Source organism: Myxococcus faecalis (genome assembly GCF_050039385.1).
Classification (GTDB): Bacteria; Myxococcota; Myxococcia; order Myxococcales; family Myxococcaceae; genus Myxococcus; species Myxococcus fulvus.
The window spans coordinates 1779327-1798926 of sequence record NZ_CP144336.1 but is presented as its reverse complement, the minus strand read 5'-3'; the positions used below and the strand labels follow the sequence as shown (position 1 = coordinate 1798926).

General features: G+C 67.5%; 21 protein-coding genes. 3 read left to right on the top strand and 18 right to left on the bottom strand.

Going from position 1 to position 19600, the window contains the following annotated elements; all coding sequences use genetic code 11:
* Window positions 1–285 precede the first annotated feature (285 nt).
* Entirely contained in the window at window positions 286–756 is a 471-nt protein-coding gene (locus VZQ01_RS06810; RefSeq protein WP_426747276.1) for a hypothetical protein, read from the top strand.
* 163 nt (window positions 757–919) lie between these two features.
* Here the strand turns inward: VZQ01_RS06810 and VZQ01_RS06805 are convergent, their stop codons facing one another.
* The 14 genes from VZQ01_RS06805 to VZQ01_RS06740 all read right to left on the bottom strand — a co-directional run bounded on the left by VZQ01_RS06805 (window position 920) and on the right by VZQ01_RS06740 (window position 13457).
* Entirely contained in the window at window positions 920–3307 is a 2388-nt protein-coding gene (locus tag VZQ01_RS06805; protein ID WP_426747274.1) for a hypothetical protein, read from the bottom strand.
* A 3-nt stretch (window positions 3308–3310) separates the two neighbouring features.
* Window positions 3311–4147, bottom strand: a complete 837-nt coding sequence (locus tag VZQ01_RS06800) for a hypothetical protein (protein ID WP_426747272.1) — start codon at window positions 4145–4147, stop codon at window positions 3311–3313.
* A 3-nt stretch (window positions 4148–4150) separates the two neighbouring features.
* Entirely contained in the window at window positions 4151–6640 is a 2490-nt protein-coding gene (locus VZQ01_RS06795; protein WP_426747270.1) for a phage tail tape measure protein, read from the bottom strand.
* Between the two features lie 8 nt (window positions 6641–6648).
* A complete protein-coding gene (locus VZQ01_RS06790) occupies window positions 6649–6834 on the bottom strand; it encodes a hypothetical protein (protein ID WP_426747268.1) in 186 nt (61 codons plus the stop codon).
* Window positions 6835–6875: 41 nt separating this feature from the next.
* Entirely contained in the window at window positions 6876–7241 is a 366-nt protein-coding gene (locus VZQ01_RS06785) for a hypothetical protein (protein ID WP_426747266.1), read from the bottom strand.
* 41 nt (window positions 7242–7282) lie between these two features.
* A complete protein-coding gene (locus VZQ01_RS06780) occupies window positions 7283–7711 on the bottom strand; it encodes a phage tail tube protein (protein ID WP_426747264.1) in 429 nt (142 codons plus the stop codon).
* A gap of 14 nt (window positions 7712–7725) precedes the next feature.
* Window positions 7726–8169 carry a hypothetical protein gene (locus tag VZQ01_RS06775; RefSeq protein ID WP_426747262.1) on the bottom strand — a complete coding sequence of 148 codons (444 nt, stop codon included), beginning with the start codon at window positions 8167–8169 and terminating at the stop codon, window positions 7726–7728.
* A gap of 22 nt (window positions 8170–8191) precedes the next feature.
* Window positions 8192–8596 carry a hypothetical protein gene (locus VZQ01_RS06770; protein ID WP_426747261.1) on the bottom strand — a complete coding sequence of 135 codons (405 nt, stop codon included), beginning with the start codon at window positions 8594–8596 and terminating at the stop codon, window positions 8192–8194.
* Window positions 8593–8916 (bottom strand): hypothetical protein, encoded by a 324-nt coding sequence (locus VZQ01_RS06765; RefSeq protein WP_426747259.1) that lies wholly within the window; start codon window positions 8914–8916, stop codon window positions 8593–8595. The genes VZQ01_RS06770 and VZQ01_RS06765 overlap by 4 nt, the downstream gene beginning before the upstream one ends.
* Window positions 8913–9557 (bottom strand): hypothetical protein, encoded by a 645-nt coding sequence (locus tag VZQ01_RS06760; protein ID WP_426747258.1) that lies wholly within the window; start codon window positions 9555–9557, stop codon window positions 8913–8915. The genes VZQ01_RS06765 and VZQ01_RS06760 overlap by 4 nt, the downstream gene beginning before the upstream one ends.
* A 9-nt stretch (window positions 9558–9566) precedes the next feature.
* Window positions 9567–10001, bottom strand: a complete 435-nt coding sequence (locus VZQ01_RS06755; RefSeq protein ID WP_426747256.1) for a hypothetical protein — start codon at window positions 9999–10001, stop codon at window positions 9567–9569.
* 27 nt (window positions 10002–10028) lie between these two features.
* A complete protein-coding gene (locus VZQ01_RS06750) occupies window positions 10029–11234 on the bottom strand; it encodes a phage major capsid protein (protein ID WP_426747254.1) in 1206 nt (401 codons plus the stop codon).
* A gap of 67 nt (window positions 11235–11301) precedes the next feature.
* On the bottom strand, window positions 11302–12246 hold the full coding sequence (locus VZQ01_RS06745; RefSeq protein WP_426747253.1) for an HK97 family phage prohead protease: 945 nt from the start codon (window positions 12244–12246) through the stop codon (window positions 11302–11304).
* Window positions 12247–12266: 20 nt separating this feature from the next.
* Complete coding sequence (locus tag VZQ01_RS06740; protein WP_426747251.1) at window positions 12267–13457, bottom strand: phage portal protein; 1191 nt, start codon at window positions 13455–13457, stop codon at window positions 12267–12269.
* 257 nt (window positions 13458–13714) lie between these two features.
* Between VZQ01_RS06740 and VZQ01_RS06735 the strand changes: the two genes are divergently transcribed.
* Window positions 13715–15052, top strand: a complete 1338-nt coding sequence (locus VZQ01_RS06735; RefSeq protein WP_426747250.1) for a hypothetical protein — start codon at window positions 13715–13717, stop codon at window positions 15050–15052.
* Window positions 15053–15188: 136 nt separating this feature from the next.
* Here VZQ01_RS06735 and VZQ01_RS06730 read toward each other — a convergent pair whose 3' ends face one another.
* From VZQ01_RS06730 to VZQ01_RS06715, 4 genes are all read right to left on the bottom strand, one after another.
* A complete protein-coding gene (locus tag VZQ01_RS06730) occupies window positions 15189–16721 on the bottom strand; it encodes a terminase large subunit domain-containing protein (protein WP_426747248.1) in 1533 nt (510 codons plus the stop codon).
* A complete protein-coding gene (locus VZQ01_RS06725) occupies window positions 16708–17214 on the bottom strand; it encodes a hypothetical protein (RefSeq protein ID WP_426747247.1) in 507 nt (168 codons plus the stop codon). Before VZQ01_RS06725 ends, VZQ01_RS06730 begins: the two co-directional genes overlap by 14 nt.
* Before the next feature lie 147 nt (window positions 17215–17361).
* Window positions 17362–17769: a hypothetical protein gene (locus VZQ01_RS06720; protein WP_426747245.1), complete on the bottom strand. Its 408-nt coding sequence runs from the start codon at window positions 17767–17769 to the stop codon at window positions 17362–17364.
* Window positions 17770–18415: 646 nt separating this feature from the next.
* Complete coding sequence (locus VZQ01_RS06715) at window positions 18416–19003, bottom strand: sce7726 family protein (RefSeq protein WP_426747243.1); 588 nt, start codon at window positions 19001–19003, stop codon at window positions 18416–18418.
* 204 nt (window positions 19004–19207) lie between these two features.
* On the opposite strand from VZQ01_RS06715, the gene VZQ01_RS06710 reads away from it, so the two are divergent.
* The gene (locus tag VZQ01_RS06710; protein WP_426747242.1) at window positions 19208–19498 is read left to right on the top strand and encodes a hypothetical protein; all 291 of its coding nucleotides are present in this window, start codon (window positions 19208–19210) and stop codon (window positions 19496–19498) included.
* Window positions 19499–19600 lie beyond the last annotated feature (102 nt).

Here is a 19600-nt window from a genome sequence, read left to right as displayed (position 1 = left end):
CCGACACCCGAGGCGCTCGCACCGGCACGCGATGCTTCTGCGCCGACACCTGCGGCTTCCGCGGCGGAACCCAAGGCGCTCGCGCCGACACCCGAGGCTTCCGCGCCGGCACCCACGGTGCTCGCATCGACACCAGAGGCGCCCGAGCCGGACCCCAGCCCGAGAGAAGAGACGGCTGCCGATGGAACTCCCATGAGGCAGCCAGATGGCACTCCGAACCCAGCGTTCTTCGCTCCGCCGCGAAGCTATAGGAGCCCAGAAGGATTCCAGAAATCACGATGGGGAATGAACCTCGCCGAGGTACGCAAGCTCTATCCGGAGGCCCGCCCTGCCCAGGGTCATCTTGTACTCGAGGGCAAGACGGCTGGCGTGTCCACCAATACATACTTCATGTTTGTGGATGGCAGACTCGCCGGCGTCAGCGTTCAGTCGCGGGAACTCCGCATGTCCGCGATCCAGTACATGGATGACTACGAGCGATTCCGCAGGGCGCTTACTCAGAAATATGGGACTCCGCACACCGATGGCCCGGTCTGGCGAGATGAGACATTCAAAGATATACCTGATGGATTATCGACCGCTCTGACGCTTGGTCATGCGCACCTCAAGACAGCATGGTCGACCAGAGAGAGCATTGTCAGTCTTGCGGCCGAAGGGGAGAAACTCCGAATCTCCGTGGTCGTCACTTATGCCAGTGTCAGGCTGTACGCCATCCTCATGAAGTCCATCAATACGTCGGAGGCCGACGAAATGTAATCTGAGGACTGGATACTATTGAGTGCATTCCATAGCGTAACCGCAACACCCGTCTCAGATTTCAAGCAATGCTAGATTGCCCTGCTGTGGCGAAAGTGCTTGGCCACACCTAGAGGCACACGTGTTCACAAAGTTCACTGCATGTGGGGACTCTCTTGGAGATCTAGCCACGAGAGACGAACCTGACCCCGTCGAGGTGGACCCGCGTCGAGTCCGGTGCGGACTCCACCACCACAGCACCCGTGGGCTCGACTCGGACGCGAGCGAACCCGTTGGCTGCTGCCGTGACGCACCGGATGTTGGCCAACGGGCGATAGCCTGCCGGCACATAGAATGCGACTCCCCCGATGGTCCCTCCTCGGATGGCGCCCTCCAGCATCACCTCGTCATCCAACCCTTTCTTGTAGGTTGCAACCTGCTCTGGCGAACCGAAGTTCGTCCAGCCACCGCCCACTGCGAACATCGGCCCAGTGACGAGCGTCGGCCGCTCCGCCACGAGCGAGAGCGGTGAGAAGATGACGGAGTCCACCGTCAGATGTCTGGACGAGCCGGGATTCTGGAGCGTGATGACCACGCGCGCATACCGGGTCCCGAGCGGAGCTGCCGCAGAGCCACTCAGTCGGGCGTAGGTGCCCACAGGTGGGGCCGTCTGGATGACGGTTGTCTCGCCGAAGTACGCTTGCGCGGCATCCAGCCACCGAATCGACACCGTGAACACCGTCGACGTGGTCGATGCCTTGGCGTACAGGTCGACTCCGTACCTGTTGCCCTCCCGCACTGCCATGAGCTGCGAGCGGATGCCTGTGCCTCCCGTCGAGAGGCGGACGGCCCTTGCACCCGTGAGAGCATCGCTCACCACGGAGGCGTCCGTACCCCAGGTGCCGACGTCCATCAGCCAGGTGTCTGGTGGCCCTGCCGTGTCGCTGTGGGCCTCGAAGTCTCCGTTGGGGGGTAGGGCGGAGAGGTTGACGTAGGGCTGGAGGTCAACCGGGGTGATGAACCTCGGCGCGAGCGCCACCTCGCTCGAGGCCGGCCCGACGTTGCCCTTCGCGTCGCGCCCGCGCAACTTCGCGTAGTACGTCACCCCAGGCCGGAGGTCCGTCACGTCGAAGCGCGTCGTGCTCGAGGCGGCGCGGTACGTCGCGTCGGTGGGCGTGAAACCGGGCGTGTCCGAGACGTGCAGCTCGAAGGCGTCCCAGGCGGGGCCGGTGGCGGACGCCTTGAAGGCCACGCTTGCGCCGTTGACCGTGTTGCTCACCACGAGCTGCTCGGGCGCGTTGGGGCCGAGGAAGGCGGCGGACTTGCCGATGCCGGGGACGGCCTCGCGCTTGAGCCACTGGACGCGCGAGGTGGACGGCCGCCCGCGCAGTGTCAGCTTCGTGGACGCCCCCTTGTCCGCGGACACGGTGTGCTCGATGGACTCGACGGCCAGGTGCTCGGCCCGGTCCAGGTTGATGCCGTCCGGGCGAATCTCCACGTAGTCGCTCAGCTCGAGGTGCCACCACAACGGCGTGGTGACGGTGATTTCGAGCGCAGCCTCGGACAGGTCCTGGATGAAGGCCCACGCGAGGCGCTCGGCTTCGGCCGCGGTGTTGATGTTGGAGGTGCTGGCCTCGACGATTTCAGCCCAGCGCTCGCCGTAGGTGACGACGGAGGCAGAGTTGCTCACCACCACCGTCTTGCGCTTCCCGGTGCCCCCGGCGTCCCTGTCGTTGCTGTCTGGGTAGACGACGCGCACGCTGTTGCGGATGTCGCCCAGCCGGCGCCTCACGGACATGTCGTAGTAGGTCTCGTCGCCGAAGGCCCAGACCGGCGTCGTCGCCGCGCGCTCCGGCTCCGAGAGGGTGAAGGCGAAGCCGTGCGTATCGTCGCGATACCGCATGCGCAGGTCCCAACCGAGTTGTCCCGCCAGGTCCTGGAGCGCGTCCATCATCGGCATGGTCGCCTGCTTGAAGGGGCCGAGCTGCCACAGCGGGTCCACCGGGCAGTACGGCCCGAAGTCCCACAGGCCCTCGCTGCCGAGGATGTTGTGCATGACCGTTTGCACGGCGGTGCCGCCCACGCCGCCACCGAAGGTGTTCTCCTGCTTGAGCTGGACGTCCTGGAGGTGCCCGGCCCAGTCGCGGCACGTCAGGACGATGGTCTCCCCGTCCTCCGGCAGCTCCACGTCATCCACCCGGCCGTAGAAGGACTCGCGCCAGGTGGCGTAGGGCCCGGTGGACAGCGGCACCGTCATCACGTCAATGCGGATGGTGCGCCCCTCGCGCAAGAGCGGGTCGTAGAGAGCCGACACCGCCTTGTTGACAGGGGAGTCCACCGCCATGGGCGAGAGGCTGATGCCGTTGCCGTGGCGTCTCAGCGTCACCGTGGCTGTCCCCACCGGCGCGTCGAGCGCCTGCGTCCACGTCGCATCCAGCACCCAGTCGAAGCCAAGGAGGTTGGTGAGGTCGACGTCTTGGTTGTCGCGGTTGCGCAGCCGGACGCGGACGAATGCTTGGATGCCGGCGCCCGACAGCATGGCGTTGGACTCATACGGCGTAATCGGTCTCACGTGTCACGTCTCCCGTAACTCGAACTCGAAGGACTCATGGACGAGGTACTGCCCGTCCTCCGTCCACAGCTCGGCCGCCGTCCCGTCGTTGGCCTGGCCGAACACCGTCAGCGGCCCCTCGTGGATGCCGGCGCCCGTCAGGTGGTGGCGCGGCAGCGGGCCGAAAGGCCCACCGGCGTCGCGCCACGGTACGCGCCAGGAGCTGGGCGCGCGGTACGGCAGCACCACTAGGTCATCCACCTGGAGGACGCCCACGCCGTCAGCGTGGAAGCCCACCTCCAGGTAGCTCGGCGTCAGGGCGATTCGGACGCGCGTGTCGCCTTCGACGTCGGGCCAGACGTACCACTGCTCACCGTTGAGCCAGGTCTCCTCCGTGGCGACGTCGATGATGTGGTGCGCCCAGGCCCCGCCCGCGACGGCCGGCGCGCGGAGCCACGCGGCAATCGTCGAGGCAAATACCGTGTCGCCGGACTGGAGGATGGGCCAGCGAATGGTGCCTCCAGGTGGGCAGTACAGGTGCCCGTTGCCGTACTTGCCGAGTCCGAGCACGGAGGCCGCGCCTCCCGTCGCGAGGGATGGGGCGATGCCCGTCGAGCTGCTGGTGCCGCTGTCGAAGCTCCAGGAGTGGCCCAGCCCGTTGATGAGGTGGCGCAGCGCAGTGGACTCCTCCAGAGGCACGGGCAAGGTGCTGCCGGTGAGGGTCCACTTCCGGCCGCGCACGCTCGAGCGGAGCTGCCCGGCCGCGCTGCGACGGAAGTCGCCGAGCGGCTCCTGCCGGTACTGGACAGGGCTCCCTGCATCGAGGCGGAGGGGAATCCCAGACAGCTTCATGAAGGCCATGGCTCAGACCTCTGCCCACCGGCTGGACTTGGAGATTCGGCGGCCCGAGTCCGCCATCTTCTCCAGGTACTCCACGCGGCGCACGAAGCGCACGGCCTTGTCGATGCCCGCGGCTTCGTCGACCGTTTGGACGGTGAGGTTGTAGGTGGCGCCCTTCTGTTGGCCGATGGTTCGCGAGCGAATGCCGTACTCATCGCCACTGGGCCTGTCTCTGCCGATGTACGGCTCCGGGGAGCGGCGCTCGATGCGCTCCCGCAGCGCCTCGGGCAGTTCCATGTAGTCGAGATACCACTGGGGCATGCCGGCGCCGGGCGATTCGCTGTCCACTCCGCTCGCTCCGACGCCGGGCAGCGGCGGCGTGCCCGGCCCGTCCGCCGTGTCCTGGAGCTGGTAGCGCCGCAAGGCGATGCGCCACGCGGACGGCACGTTGGTGAGGGCTTCGTTCATCTTCTCCAACGCGGCCGTCCCCTTGAGGACCTCGGCCGTCTGCCGCGCCTGGGCGTTGGCCGAGTCCCACGTGGTGTTCTGGAGGTTGCGCATGGATTCGCCCATGGCGTCCGTGTTGACCTTCATCCCCTCGAGCTTGTCGGCGAGGTTGGTGAGCGCCTTCGTGCCGAACCACTCCAGCACTTTCCCCAACTGGCGCAGCACCCACTGGACGGCCTTGATGACGGCGTTCCACACGTCGCTGATGAGCTTCACCACCATCAGGAGGACGATGGAGACGAACTTCAACACCAAGAAGAGTCCCTTGGCCGCGTCCTGGAGCAGGCTCAGCGGCATCATGAGCACGTTCAGCAGGGGCGCGAGGCCCTCCAGCAACTTGCCGACGATGACGAGCGGGGGCGCGAGGTACGACAGCGCCTGGCCGACGTAGTTGAGCAGCGGCTCCAGCGCGGTCATCAACACGTCGGCGATGTAGCCCAGCGCGCCGATGACGGGCTCCAGGGGCGTGAGCAGCTTGCCCAGCCCGTCCGCCACCCGCTGGACGATGTTCAGGACCATCGTCACCAGGTCGGCGAAGCCCTTGGACTCGGTGAGCAGCTTCGCGATGGCGGCCGCGAGCCCGCCCCAGGCGCTGCCCGATGCCTGGGTGCCCATCTTGAAGTAATCGACCAGCTCCTTGATGCGGCCGAAGGCAGACGTCAGCCCAGACACGAGCGTCTCCCGAGCGTCCCGCATCGCCTTCGCGGCGGCGGCGGCGAGGCGCTCGGCCTCGAGCTGCAGGCCGAGGCGCCACTCCTCGGCGGCCACGGAGCGCTCGTACTCGAGGCGGGCCTCTTCGGCGACGCGCGCGTTGAGGGCGGCGATGACCTTCTCGATGTACTCCTCCATCTTGTCGATGCCATCGGCGTACCGCACCGTCGGCTCGGCGTCGGAGAGCTTTGGCGCCTTGATGAGCGTGTTCAGGTAGGTCATCAGGTCCGAGATGCCGCTGTCCCGGAGCGCCTTCTCGAGCCCTTCCAGTGACTTCCCGAAGCCGTAGGTGACGGCCTCCTTCGCGTCGGCCGCGAGTTCGCCGGCCTTGGCGAGCCCCTCTCCTACGCTGCGCTCGAGCACCTTCCTCTTGGCGTCGATTTCCGCTGCGACCTTCCCGCCCGCCTCCTTCACCATCTCGAGGAGCGCCTCGCCGGTGATGAACTGCACGCCGAGGAGCGCCCTGTGCGTGTCGTGCATCCTCGCCGCTTTCGCGACGGGCGCCAGCTTCTTCGCGGCCTCTCGAATCAGCCACGCGATGAAGTTCAGGGACTTGATGGCCATGCCCTCGACGAGGCTCACCAACCCGTCGAAGAGGCCCTTGAGCATGTCCCAGAGCTTGCTGGCCATCTGGGTGATGGACCCGAGGATGTCCTTCACCGCGTCCTTGAGCCCGGAGCTGGTGTCCGTCCATGCGCCGTACAGCGCTCCGCCCAGGAGGGCGAGGCCGGCCACGGCGGCAGCGACGGCCACCACCGGCAGCGCCATCGCCGCCACCTGGGCGCCGAGCTTCGCGAGGGACGTCGACGACGACAGCTTGCCGAGCGCGCCCACCAGCTTGCCCACGCTCCCAGCCAGCACCTCGACGACGCCGGCCAGCTTGCCGACGGCGCCGATGGCGAGGCCCGCGCCGGCCGTCCAGGACGCGACGCGCGCCCCGGCCTCCTTCACCTCGGGACTCAAGCGCTGGAAGGTGGCGACGAGGCGCGAGACGAAGTCGGTGAGCTTCTTCACGACGGGCATGAAGAGGTCCCCGAGGTCGGCGGCCAGCGTGTAGAGCAGGTCCGTCAGACGGGTGACTTGCGCCTGGAGGGCGGGGTTGGACTTCGCCGCCGCGGCGACGGCGGCGCCAATGCCAGCCGCGACGACGGCGCCAATCTCCCCCAAGTCCTTCGTCGCCTCCTTCACCTGCTTGGCGGTGTCCTGGACGGCCTTCACCAGCTTGCCCAGGTTGACGATGGCCGGGCCGATGCTGGCCGTCACCGCTACATAGACGTCACCCGTCTTGAGAGCCACGCGTCACCTCACTTCTTCGCGCTGGGCTTCTTCGGCCGCACGCGGAACAGTTGCGTCTGTGTCTTCGGGCCAGCGACACCCTGGTGCTCGGCGCGGCTGCGCTCGGCCTGCTCGGCCTCCAGCAGCGTGTCGGCGACGACGCCGAGCAAGTCCTCTTCGGACCAGCGCCGCACCTCGGACGGCGGCTGGCCCATGATGCGAGCAACCCGGAGGACGAGGGCCTCCCTCGGGTTGCTCAGGAGTTTCCCTGGACTTCCTCCATGCTCGGGTGCATCGCCTTCATCGCGTCGTCTGGGACGTCGTCGAACCAGGGCGCCGCGCAGATGGCGTCGATGTCCTCCGCGCTGCCCGGGTCGAAGACGCGCTCCCCCGTCTCCGGGTCTCTCATGACGGTGGCGACGACGCGCGCCAGCAGCCGCAGGCCGGCCTGCTCCGACGTGGGCTGTCGGGACTCGTCGACTTCGCCGGCCGCCCGCGCCGCGTCGAACACCGCGAGGCGCTCCGGGTTGTTGGGACGGCAGAGGTTGACGGGCACGCCGTCAATCTCCAGCGACTTGATGACCTTGTTCCTCGACTTCAGCAGGCGCTGCTTGAGCGACATGGCTTCTCCGTGGTGTGTCTGGGTTTGAGACTGACTGCGATTCAGAAGTCGACGGGAGCGCCCTGGCCGACGAGCGTCGCCGTCATCGTGAGGACGTCGCCCGCGGCGCGGCCCTTCTCGAAGGAGGACACACGCACGGGGTAGCGCGTGCCGACGTTGCCGGCCGTGCCGTCCGCATCCTTCACGATGAGGAAATAGCCCGTGGCCCCGGTCAGGAAGAGAGTCTCCAGCAGTTGGTGGGACTCCAGATCCGGCATGTGATGGCCCGAGAGCGAAATCTCGAAGCCCTTCAGCGTGGGGATGGTGCGCTTCCAGCCGCCCCCGCCAAGGTAATTGCCGTCGACAGTGTCCGACGTCATGGACACGGGCGCGTCCGAAATGCCGTCCAGCTTGTTCGCCTCGGCGGGCGCGGTGGCGATGGCGGAGACGAGGTGCAGCGAGTCGACGAATGCAGGGGTGGGGTCAGCCATGGTGCTACTCCTTTTCAGCGAGAGGGGAAGTGCTTGGCGAGGTAGGCGGTGAGGACGCGAGAGACGCCCTTGCGCGCGCGGCCGCGCGACTTGCGGAAGCCCTTCCGCATGAAGTGCGGCGGCGGGTTGATGATTTCCGCGCCCCAGTGGAAGCCCTCGTGGATGGCGCCCGCGGCGGGGTGCTCATACCCAGCCGTCATGGTGACGCTCATTCGGGAGAGGTTGAACTCCGGCCCAGAGACGAAGCCGGTGTCTGCCAGGGGGGGCTGGGGCGGCGCGTCGCCGTCCGCGTACTGCGCCCGCTCGTCCGTGGAGCGGCGCGGCACCAGGGTCTGGCTGACGTCGAGCGCCTTCTTCGCGATGTCGCGCAGGGGCTCCTCGAGGGCGCGCAGCAGCGCCTCGGGACGTTGCCGGAGGCGGTTGAGCGCTGTGACGTTGACCTTCACCTTGACCGGCATGCCCCAACAGAAGGGGCGGCGCCTACGCGACGTAGCCGGCGCTGACGTTGAAGGAGAAGCGCGGGCGGCCACTGCCGTCGGGCGGCTGTTGCAGGGGGCCCACGCCCTCGCAGAGGACGCGGACGTAGCCGGGCACCCGCGCCAAGTGGAGGGCGCGCCAGCACGCCACCGCCAGCTCGCGCGTGTCCGCCGTGCGGTTGGGCACGCCGCGCACCACCACCTGCACGTCGGCCTCTAGCAGCCCGCGGCCCGTGCCCAGGTAGAGGCTCTGCTCCCCGCCCGTCTCCCGCGCCACCACGCACCTGTCCGGCGTCGACGTCGGCACCTGGCCCCAGTACAGCGTCGGCGGGGAGCTGGTGGTGGACAGCCCCAGGCCCGCGCCCTCGAGGAAGAGAACCAGCTCCCGCTCCACGTGCCGGGGCGTCACAGGTACACCTCGTAGTGGTCGAGGTCGCCCGCGAGGTTGAAGCGCGGAGTGACGCGCAGCGGCTGACGGCCGGCGCCGTAGTCGTCCACGTCCGCGCCAGGCGGGTAAACGTAGTCCTCGGCGCGCACCTCCACGAAGGTGAAGAGGACGGCCTCGGTGACTCGCTCGCTGCCGTCCGAGGTGACGAGGCGCTTCGTCGCCCCCTGGTAGCGGCACGGGTGCTCCACTGGCTCCTCGTACTCGCTCTCCCCTCCAGCGTTGGAGGAGAGGTGCCGGGCCAGGTGGAAGGTGTGGCGGAAGGTGTGGCCGAGGAGCGTCATCGCCGCCTCCGGTACGCGGCCAGCAACTGGCGCGCGGTGGACGGGAGCGCCGTCCGCCCGCCGTCCTCGCCGGCGAAGTAGGACATGCTGGTGTCGCCGATGGACTCCGAGGCCGTGTCCCCGGGCTTGCCGTCGCGGGACACGGTGGCCACCACCACCTCGACGGCGGCGAGCTGAATGCTGGCCGGCAGGTCTACCACCAGGGCCCCGTCCAGCACGTGCTGCCCCGGCGTCACCCAGCCGGCGTCGTACTCCACGAGGACCTCGCCCGTGTCGCTGCACTCCAGCGGCGTCGACGACACGCCCTGGCTCCACGTGCCGGTGAAGGGCCACGGCACGCCCCGGGCCACCAGCCGCCCCTGCCCCGGGGACTCCAGCGCGTAGGTGCCCGCGGCTCGCTCCACGCCGCGCACCTCCACGCGCGTCACCTGGCGCACGGCGGCGCCGCGCAGCCAGAGGTACGTGCCCCCGTTGCACGCCACCGTCTCCACGACTCCGAGACGGCGGTGCAGCGGGTAGCCGCAGTAGGTGGCCACGGCCTCGCTCGCCGCGGTGATGATGAGCCCCAGCCGCGCCGCCTCCATACGGCGTGCGGACGCGGGGAGCTGCTCGGGCACCAGCAAGTCGACGGGCGAGGCCATGGCGTCACCTCAGACGGGCAGAGTCTGCGCGCCGCCGAAGATGAGCGTGGCCGAGGCCAGCACTGTCGGCGTCGTCCCCGCGGTGAAGGCCACCGTCTCGACGACGCGCAGCCTGTCGTGTCCGTCCGGCGCCACCTCCTGGAGATTGACGTCGAGTTCCCCACAGGTGTTCGCGCCCGTGAGGGTGAGGGCGACGGTGGCGCCGTCGTTGTCCTTCGCGTCCGCCCAGGTGGTGCCGTCGGCGCTCGTCTGGAGCTTGTACGTCACCGTCTGAGCCGTGGGCGCCCCAGTGACGGCGCCGACGACGGCGGACAGCACTAGGCTCCGGAAGGTGCCCACCGTGAAGACGGCCCCGTTGCGAGTGCCGGCGCCCTGAGCGGCGGGCGGGTGTGAGAGGTTGGCCGCGTGGATGAGCGCGCCGATGTTGTTGCGATACGGGTGCATGTCTGTCTTCTCCGTTCTTGGTTGTGATTACGGCGCGTCGCCGTAGGTGACGCCCGTCAGGAACGCGAACGCCTCGCGGTGGCGCAGCGCCCAGTCGCCGTTCCACACTGCACGGAGCGTCATCTGGTCCGCCTCGAAGTCGCCCGACGCCTCGCCGACGGTGGTCTCCATGGCGCTGGCCTCGCCGTACCAGAGCTGGTTCGCTAGTCCGAAACCGATGTGCCCCTTGCCGTACAGCGACTCCGTCGCCTGCACGGGGAAGCCGTTGAGCGTCGGGGTCTCGAGGTCCTGGAGCCCGGGGAACACGTAGCCCGCGGCGTCGCGCAGCTCGGAGAGGAACAGCAGGTGCGCCGACGACATGAAGTAGAACGGGCTGTTTCCCGCCAGCTTCAGCTTCGCGGTGAGAATCGGCTTGATGAGCTTGAGCTTCAGGTCCGAGCGCACCTGGTCGATAGTCGTCCCGGTGATGGCGCTCTTGTGCCCGGTGGGCACCACCTCGTAGACGCCCGTCGGCTTCTTGGCGCCCTTGCCATACAAACCGACGACGTCGATTTCGAGGGCCATAGCCTGCGACACCTCGCGGCCCACGTCGGCCGAGGCGGCGCTGTTGCCCAGGCGCATGAGGTCGTTGGAGATGGGGCACAGGGCCATGGCCTTGTGCGCGCCCAGCTCCGTCGTGCCCGTCTTCACCTCCGACTTCTCGGGCGCCTGCCCTTCCCCTACCCAGTGGACGCGGGGACCGTCGTTGATGCGGCCGACGACGAACTTCCCGCCGTAGCCCGAGACGGTGCGCGCGCCCGCGCGCAGCAGAATCGCATCCGCGCGCAGCAGCTCCACCACCTCATCGCTGTGCGTCTCGCGCGTCCAGATGGCGCCGCCCTGCTCGAAGATGCTGGCGAAGGCACCCACGGCCTTGCACTTCTCGACGTACGACTTGAGGGCCGCCATGCCGGGCTTGTGCATGATGCCGAAGCGCTCGGCCTGCTCCACGTACTGGGCCTTGATGCGCACGCCCAGGCGGGCGAGGGCCTCCTGGCCCTTGGGCGCGTCCATCTGCAAGTCCTTGGCGCCGGAGGTGACGGGCGACGGGGAGGCCGCGTTGGGACGGCTGGCGAGGCCGCGCTCGACGGCGCGCGTGGCCGCCGCGTCGACGGCCTTCTGGATACTGGCGGGCAGCGGGGGCGGCGCGGCCGGCGCGGTGGGCTGGGACTTCGGCTTGGTCTTCAACGTCATGGGACAGCTCCGGGGTACGGGTGGTGCGCCGGCAGGCGCGGGTGCGTGTGGCCAGTAGAAGGGGCGGCTACTTCGCGGCGGGCAGGTGGGCGGCGTAGGCGCGCAGCTCGGCGGACGTGAGGGCCTTCGCCTGGGCCGGCGTGAAGCCGAGCCGCTTCATGAGCCGCGCGCGCAGGGCCTTCGCCTCTTCCTCGGCGAGGGGCTCCTCGTCGTCCTCGTCCTCGACGGAGGCCGTCTCCTCGTCCTCGGTGTCCTCGCCGTCGCGCTGCTCCTCGTCGTCGTCCTCGGGCGCGGGCTCCTCGTCGGCGGAGGCCGTCTCCTGCTCCTCCTCCGGGGCGTCGCGCTCCTCTTCCTCGGGGGACTCCTCGCCCTCTTCGGTGGACTCCTCGTCCTCCGGCTCCTCTTCGGGCAGCAGCTTGTGCAGCTTCACGACCTGGGCCTTGAGTTCCTCGAGCTGCTGCTCGACCTTCGCGCGGAAGGCGAGGCCCGCTGCGCGGTACTTCGCCTCCTCGTCCTCGTCCTCGGGCACCGGCTCCGCGGAGCGCAGCCGCACGGCGTCCTGATTCGCGCCGATGTTCACGATGCTCACCTCGAGCACCTCGACGAGGGGGTAGTCATCCCCGCCCTCGGCGTTCGGCACCGGCTCGCTGTCCGCGGGGATGAAGCGGATGCTGCACTGGTCCAGCGTGCCCGCCTGCACCTTCGCAGCCACCGCCTTGGAGATGTCGCAGACCTCGTCGAACACCGGCGTCATCAGCCAGTCCGTGCCCTTGCGGTAGCAGCGCGCGTAGCCGATGGCCGGGTTCCAGGAGTCGTGGTTCCACAGCAGCGGCACCTTGAACTCCTCGCCCTTCGCCTTGACGGCGAGGACGCGGTCCCTGTGCCGGTCCAACGACGTGGAGGTGATGCGGAACACCGGGGCGCCGTCGGCAGCGGCGCCATCGGTGGGCTTCGCCTCGAGGAGCTTCTGGAGGGCCTTGGCCTTGGGCCTGGGAGTGATGGGCTTGGTCATGCCCTCCAGAAGGGGCGGCGCTACACGCGCCCCTCCTCACCGCGCCTGTCACGAGGGGGCTCGGGCGTGGCGTTGGCGGCGGCGCTCTCCAGGTTGTTGCCGCCCGTGCTGGGCTGGCCGGGCAGCGTCGGCCCGAGCACGCCTTCCAGCTCCGGCAGCGGCCGGCGCCCCGCGAGTTCCCGCGCTTCGTTCAAGCTGAAGGCCGGGGTGATGGGGGTGGTCATCGCACGGAAGATGCGCTCCCACTCCTGCGGGCGAGGGTCCTCGTAGTCGAGGATGACATCCGCATCGACCAGGGGGACCAAACGATGCTGAAACCAGGACAGCAGAAACTCCAGTCGCGGAGCCACCGCGTACTCGGCCAGGTGGTACTTCGCGGCCTCGGAGGTGCTGCGGTTGCTGGAGGCGGTGTCGCCCACCAGCTCGGGCGGGACGTTGAACGTCTGGCGCACGTAGGCGCGCATCCCCTCGGCCAGCTCCTCCGCCTGCAACTCGCGGTAGTTCACCTGAATCTGCGCAAGGCTCACACCGGCCGGGGCAAACCACACCTTGCCCGCGTTGTCCGGCCCCTTGAACTGCTCGCGGAAGCGCTTCTCCAAGTCGTCGGCGGCCTCCTCTCCGTCGAAGCCGTCCCGCTTTGAGTCGATGCCCACGACTGCCGCGGGGATACCTCCGCGCTCGAAGGTCGCCTTGGCCGCTCGGTCAATCGCCTCCATGGTGTCGAGTTGGTCTCCCAGCGCCATGCCTCGGCCGGCGCCTCGCCCGAGGGGGTTCTCGGGGTCGAGGTGCTTGAGCCAGAGCATGTCGCTCGCCGCGACGTGCCCGTGGAAGAGGCCATACGAGACAGCGTAGATAGGCGCGCCGGGCTGGGGCGTCTGGAGGACACAGTGGGGAGGCACCGGTTCCCAGCCCACGGGCCGTCCGTCCTCGCCCCTGCGAAGCCAGAGGAACGCCTCGCCCACCAGGTCGAGGTGCAGTTGCGCCAGCTTGCGCAACTCCCTGCCGGGGAACTCCGGGTGCGGCGAGTCCAGCATGCGGAGCAGCTCATGCTCTGGCAGCTCTACCAACTCGCCAGTAGCGATGCCACCCTCCAGCGCCTTGCGCCGCTCAGCCTTGAGGGTGGACTTCCACCCTGCGTCCCATCGCTTCGCGACGCTGCTCGCCACGGGCTTGTACGCCTTCCACCGTGGCGTCGCGACGGCGTCCGCCACCGTGTCGACGACGGCGCGGAGCCAGCCACTCTCGCGGTAGGAGGTGAGGACGGCGCGGCTCCCCCGCCGCGGGGAGAAGCTGACGACAGGCAGCGCGTAGACGAGGGGGCCCCTGTGGGTGGGAAGTAACCCCAGGGCCTTCAATGCACGATGAGCGAGAGAGACCATGTCAAAGAGAAGGGGCGCTCAGCGCCCAAACCGATAGCCCCTTTATCGGAACTCATGAAGTAGACTGCGCCACAACCTTCAAACTCCCTATGGCGATGACCGACAACGACCTCAAGAATATTCCAATCCATTCAACACTCGAGGAGTTTGACTCGGCCATTGGAGAAGTGCGGTCCAAATCGAATACGCCTCCAACTGCCTCTATGGTGGCTCGGCTTGCCGCAACTCGAGACTATTTGTTTCTCTCTCTCAAAAAAGCAGATCCAGTTTTTCTACACCACCAGCTGCTGAGCTCGATCGATCTAACTCTCACCAAGAACATTATCCCCCATTTGAGGTATTTCTCTCAAACAGGAACCCTTGATCATTTGATGAAGGCGGACGCCAATCTGATGTCGCTAATAAATCACATGGCGAAGTTACTGCCTAGGCGCCCATTGGTCGAGGAACTGTCGGACAAAATGGCGAGCGACTTGTTGGCTCTTAGCTCTCGATTTGGGGAACTGGAAGCGGAGCGAGCGAGGATCTCAACGACGCTAGCGACGCTGCAGGTCAGCGTCAGCTCTCTGCCAGAGTTTGTTTCCTCCCAAGGAGCCTTGGCAAGCCAAGCGCTGAATGCAGCTGTCACTAGCTTGCAGGCTAGTGCTGGTGAGATTGTTGACAAGTGTCGCCTGGAGGCCGAGTCGTTCCGCTCGGAGCGCAAACTATATGTCGCCGAAACCGAGCAAGCACTGCGCGACGATGTTGCAAGAATGACCAATGATGTCAAGACACTAATGACACAGGTCGATGCGACGCGTGAGGAAGCGATTCGAACTGCTCAAATCCAGATCGATGAGGCCGCAAGTAAGATGTATCCGGCGGCTGCAGCAGTACTAAAGGCAATTGAAGAGAAGCATGAAGAGGCTAAGAAGCTCGTAGGAATTATTGGGAGTGCGGGATTCGCGAGCGGCTATCAGAAGACTGCCAATCAGGCCCAGCGGGCGAAATGGCTCTGGCAGGGTTTTGCCGTTTTATCGATGCTGGGAGTGGTTTCTATTGCTGTAAAGAATTATGTTTTTTCAGAGGGAGGCGATTTCTCCTGGGAGCTTCTTGCTGGAAGGGCATTTGCGTCAGCGACGCTTGGTGTGCTTGCGGCCTACGCTGCAAGGCAAGGAGATAAAGCTCAAGAATTGGAGAGAAGAAACCGTCGGCTAGAACTTGAACTTGCGTCTATCGGTCCGTTTCTTGCCTCGCTGTCGCAGGAGAAACAGGAGGAGATTCGGGTTGTGCTGGCGAAGAGGACCTTTGGTAGAGATGAGCAGACGCATTTGTCCGCTAAGTCCCAGGCGCCTGCCAATCTTGCCGAGTTGATTGAGGAGGTCTTAAGGCCGGAGAATGCCAAGGCGATAATGAAGGCTCTTATCAAAACAGACAAGGATGGCTAGATGGGGATTGGCATTGCTACTGTTGCTTGGCACCTAAGTTTTATTCTCCATGTGTACACAGCGATCTCTTGAGAGAGGCTTTGATCGCTTGGCGGCGATTGCGGGAGCGGTGTGAGGATGAAGTTATGGTGCAGCATTAGTCATCATCTTCGTGGGCGAGAACGCAAGGAAGGGACTTATCGGTCACTCCGGCTGCGCCAGAATTCTTCTTCTTGCGAACGACGTACAAGAAGAGTGGCCAGCACATGGCGTCCACGCGATCGTCGCGTGCGTGACCTCCCTCCTGCCCGGTGAACTTCGCGAGCTGCTCCTCGAGCTTCGGGTGCTTGCCCACCATGTGGACCAACCCAGCCTCCGCGAGCATAGACACCGGAGCTGCGCGCTCAGCCTTGCTCTGCCGGGCACGCTCTGTCTTCACCTTCACCTTGGCCACTTGGTGGATGGTGTGCTTCACCATCGAGCCACCCGTGTTCGTCTCTGCGAACACCCACGCCCTCGGCCGGCCGCGCACATCCTTGCGTGCGAAGCGCTCCCAGTAGCGCAGCGCCTCGACGGCCTTCCGCGCCCAGGCGCTGGGCTCCGGGCTGCGCAGCGAGAGGTCTGCCAGCACATACACGTGGTCGAGGCCATCCGCCTCCTCGCGCACGCCGACAACGACGATGCCGTGCATGTCCGCGTTGCGCTTCTCCCCGGTCGCGGGGTCAACGCTCACCACGATGAAGTCGAACAGCGCAGGCCGTGCCTTCGGTGCGACGGCGAACTTGCTCCACGACACCTTGCGGAAGAGTGCCGGGTCCAGGTCGAAGACGAGTTCGCCCAGGTACTCACGCCGGCCGATGGCCGAGCTTGCCGCGGCTCGTGCCTGGCGGATGTAGGCCGCGTCGAGATTGCTGGCGTTATCGAACGTCGACGAGCGCGACAACACCAGCCCTTCTCTGTCCTTGAGGATGAGGCGGAAGAGCTGGGTGGGCGCAGGCGTTGTGGTGATGACCTTGCGAGAGGAGAGGCCCAGCTCGCGCATCCGCGTGGACGTGCCGCGGCCGACGCGACAGCATTCCTCGTACACGCCCTCCGGGTCCTTGTCCCACGCGACGATTTCGTCCAACCATTCAAAGGTGTACCCGTAGCCGCGGAACTTGTTCGCCTTCGCGGCCGGCAGGTAGTCGGCCACCACGCCGTTGGGGAAGATGAGCTGCTTCTTCGACTTGCGGTGCTCAGGACGGAACCAGGGCGGCGCCAGGGTGAGGATGCCACTCGGCCCCTCAAGCTGGTTCTTCTGAATCTCGGTATACGTGGGGCCGACGATGAGGATGCGCGCGCCCGGGTCCATCATGGCCTCGCGGATGACTGCGGCCGCGCCCGCGTGCGTCTTCCCGGCGCCGCGGCCGCCCAGCAGGAACCAGACGCGCCACTGCGCCAGCGCCGGGTCCACCAGGTCCGGCGACTGCTGCATCGGGCGCAGGCTGAACTGGGGCTCGTAGTGGAGGGAGAGCAGCTCCTGCGGCGTCAGCTCGAGCCGCTCGGCGAAGCCATGGACGGAGCCGTAGCGCTCGCGCAGCGTGAGGGCCAGTCGGTCCAGCCGCGAGTAGCGGCCATGGGTCTCCGGCCGGAGGATAGGCAAGCCCTCCAGCAGGTCCCCGCTCTCGACGACGGCCTTACTCGTCGTCATCGTCATCATCCTCCGTCTTCGTGGACGACTCGCCGGCCGGGCCGTCTTCCGGCGTCGCCTCGGGCTGCGCATCGGCCTCGGGCTCTGGAGGAGCAGGCGCTGCAGCGGCGCCGGACAGGAAGCGCTCCAGCTTCTCGGTGAGCGACCGCACGGCGTCCTCGGGCTTCACCAGCTCGAAGGCGCCCTGGCCATCTGCCGGCTCGGCCGATTCGCGCACCGCCCTGAACTCGCGGTCGGCGACGCCAAGGCGCCAGCGCAGCACCTTGTCGTTCATGGTCTTGTCGCAAATGGCATCGTCAGCCTTCGCGAGGAGCCCGGCCTGGTACTCGGCCTGGGCGCGCTCCACCTCGAGGACGAGTTCGGTGTAGCGGCTGCGCTTGCGCTGCTCGATGGCGTCGCGCCCTCGGCGCAGCCAGTTCTCTAGGACCTTGGGGCTCGTGCCTGCGAGGGTGGCTGCAATGCGCAGCGTGCATCCCCTGCGCAGCGCCGCCACCAGCGCTGTTTGAAGCGCGTACGTCAGCGTCGAGGCCGGCCCGCTGTACTTCGTAGGCCGGCCCCTCTTCTTCGGCGGCCGCCCGCTCGGGGGCGCGGCCGGGTCGTAGCCGCGGGGCGGGGACATGCCCGCTAGAAGGGGTGTCGGCTACGCGCCGCGCGCGAGCTGCTCGGCGCGCGTGACCAGGGACAGCGTCGCCTCGGTGGCGCGCTGGCGCGTCGCCGTGTCCGCCCAGCTGTCCGGCCCGGTGAGCACCCCGAGGACGCTGCTCGCCGCGTTGATGGCGGCGGCGAGGTCCCCCAGAGTGACGATATCGGCGACGCGGTCAGCGAGTGCGAGCGTCTTCCCGAGACGCTCGTCGAGCTGGTCCAGCTTCCCGGTGACATCGCTCGCGTCGAGGGTGAGGTCGATGTGAGCGTCGCCGACCTTGCGCTGGGGCGCCGCCGCGGGGCGCTCCTGGGCCTGCACGGCATCGCGAAGCGACGTCTCCGCTGCGAGGTGGGAGACGCCGGACGGAACCGGTAGGGCTCCGATGCGCTGGGCCAGCTCTCGCAACTCGATGGACGCTCGGAGGTCGAGGCCAATCAGCGCCTCTCCTCGGGACTACACGAGGTCCGCGCACGCCTTGCGCATGGCTGCGACCGGGGAGAGCCCTTCGCAAGAGGCAGCGTCGGGAGACGACTCCGGCGCGACGTCCCCCGTGGAGGTCGTCTCCTCGGCCTCGGCACGGGAGACCCTGGCCAGGGAGGGGACGGCCGCCACCAGCTCGCGCAGCATGGCCGGGGCCTCGGCTCAGGAGCAGACGACGGCGAGGTGTTGCCCGCCCCCGTGGGAGGACAGGGCGAGGACGGACTCGCCCGCGAGCGGCTCGGGTGGGGAGGACTGCGACTCGGCGGTAGCGGTGGGATTGGTCATGCCCCGCCAGAAGGGGCGCCAGCGGCCCGCCATGCGACGCGACAGCGCGACACCCCCCCCCGGGGCCCGCGAGCGCGTGCAGGACGCGACAGCGGGTCGCCCAGGCTTTCTGAGGGCCGAAAAAATGGGGGGTCTGCCCTCAGTTCTCCGAGGAGAAAACCGCAGAAAATCCGTGACGCGTGATTGGGGGGCGCCGAGCAATCCAAATTTAGGCGCACATGTGGGTTTCCCACCCCAGGAGGGGGCGCCACACCTGCATTCGGCCTCACTGGAATTCCCTGGTATCCTACATGTAAGGGTGTCGGTGATGCCTAGACCCTTCGCGCCAGCCCTCGCGCGTGACGAGGACGTGCCGCACGTGGGCGCGGACCTCCTCCGGCGTCAGCAACTCCAGCACTCGGGCACGAAGGCGCCCCCGCGGCGCGGAGCACAGCCCTCGCGCGGCGCCGCGCGACTGCAGGAGCGCGAGCAGCTCGTCACGCCAGACCAGCTCGAGCGAGGCCTCGGCACTCGGGGCCGGGTTGGGCCTCCCCTCGCGCAGCACCTCAAGCGCCCAGCCGCCCGCGTCCTGGCGCACGCGCAGCACGCCCCACCAGCTCGGCACCGCTCCCGCCGCGAGCTGCAGGTGGCGAGCGCCCGCGACGACGTGGCACCTGTCGAAGACGGCGCTGTACTCGGCCACCTGGCCCGGCAGGCGCCGGAGGTTGTCCGTGTCCGCCTTGATTTCCCAGGCCGTGAGCTCGCACAGCTCCAGGGCCGCGACGTCGACGCGCACGCGGCCGGCACGGAGCCCCAGCTCCTCAACCACCCGAGCGTGAGGGCGAACGGCCTGGACGTAGGCGCGGAGCGCGGGGCGTACGTCGGCGTCGTGCATGCCCGCGAGAAGGGGTGAAGGGTCACAACGGTTGTGACCCCCTCGGCCTCCCTGGCACGTGGTCGATATGCGGATTCGCATATCGGACGCACTCCAACCCGTCCCAGGCATTGGCCCAGCACGTCAACCCGGATGACCTAACGAAACGTGAGGTCATCGATGCATGGCGGTTCGCGTCCCCTTGGCCAAGTCCTTGTCGACGCCGTGCGTGGCTCCCTCAAGGGCAAGGGGTGGGCGACGAGGCAGAACGAGCAGGAGCTGGGCGGCGTCTTCCTGGTCGGGGTGGCTGGGCGCCTCTTCCGCATCGACAGCGACTACCAGGTGGGAGAGGCGCGGGACGGCTTCGATGCCGTGGGGTGCGGCTCGGAGGCAGCACGCGGCGCCCTCTTCGCGGCCCGCCACATCAAGCCCGAGGCACGGGCGCGGCTGGCGCTGCGCGCGGCAGAGCGATGCAACGCGGGTGTCAGGAGGCCTTTCCTCATCCGGACGCAGTGATGTCACCCGGTTTGCCGGGAGAGCCGTCCTTTCCATGTCTGACAGTCGCGCACCTTGCGCTGTGCGAGCATCTGCTCCGTGAGAGATGCGCAAGGAAAACGA